The organism is Kitasatospora misakiensis (assembly GCF_042656005.1).
GTDB classification, from domain to species: domain Bacteria; phylum Actinomycetota; class Actinomycetes; order Streptomycetales; family Streptomycetaceae; genus Kitasatospora; species Kitasatospora misakiensis.
This window is the reverse complement of the sequence record NZ_JBHSOF010000142.1, coordinates 1-803: the sequence shown is the minus strand read 5'-3', so window position 1 is coordinate 803 and position 803 is coordinate 1. Positions and strand designations below refer to the sequence as shown.

At 71.1% G+C, this 803-nt stretch carries 1 pseudogene; it reads right to left on the bottom strand.

Going from position 1 to position 803, the window contains the following annotated elements:
* Positions 1 to 649, bottom strand: a pseudogene (locus tag ACFP3U_RS36955) (peptidase M23); the annotation flags it as partial.
* Between the last annotated feature and the right edge of the window lie 154 nt (positions 650 to 803).

Genomic DNA, 803 nt, shown 5'->3' with positions numbered 1-803 from the left:
CGGGTCCGCCGTCCCAGTTCCCGGCGACCGGCTGGTCGCCACCCGAGCTGCCGGAGCTGAGCAGGGCGTTGACGATGCGTTCGGCATCGGCGGCCTGGGGCTGGTAGCGGCCGGGGAACGCGGAGATCTGGACCGCCTGGCACACCTCCCCGATCGGTCGGGTCTGCCAGTTGCTCACCCGGACCATCGCCTTGAGGAAGGCGTTGGTGGACCAGGTCGGGTCCATTCGCTGGGCGAAGGAGCCCCAGCTGGCCCGCTGCTGGAACAGGCCCACGCTGTCGTGGTCCTCCGTGTTGGGGTTGTTCCGCAGTGTGGTCTCGACGATGGAGGTGGTCACCGCGATGACGGCGGCCCGCTGAGGGAGATTTTGCGCCTGGACGGCGTTGACGATCGCGCGGGCACAGGAGACCCGATAGGGGGTCAGGTGTTGGTAGAGGGTGCCGGTCAACTGGAGGTTGAGCCGAGTGGCGATGTCGCGGTCGGAGTCGCCGACCGAGCCGCAGGACCAGTCGGGTTCGACGGTCACGGCGGCCGGATCCGAGAGGTCGATCCCGACGGCGTGAGCGGCGGGTGCGGCAGCGAGCAGACCGGCGGTGAGCGAGGCCGCGGCGAGGGCGGCGGCGAGGTGGTGGCGCACGGTTCGGGTCACGAGAGGGTTGCCCTGCTTCCGGTGGGATGTGCGGGTGATGGCGTCGGACGGGTCGCTCCCGGGGGCCGCGGCGATCGGCCGCGGCCCCCGGAGGTCGGGTGATGTGGTTAGCGGGGCTGGCCCCAGTCGATGGGGGTGATGAGGGTGCCGTCGT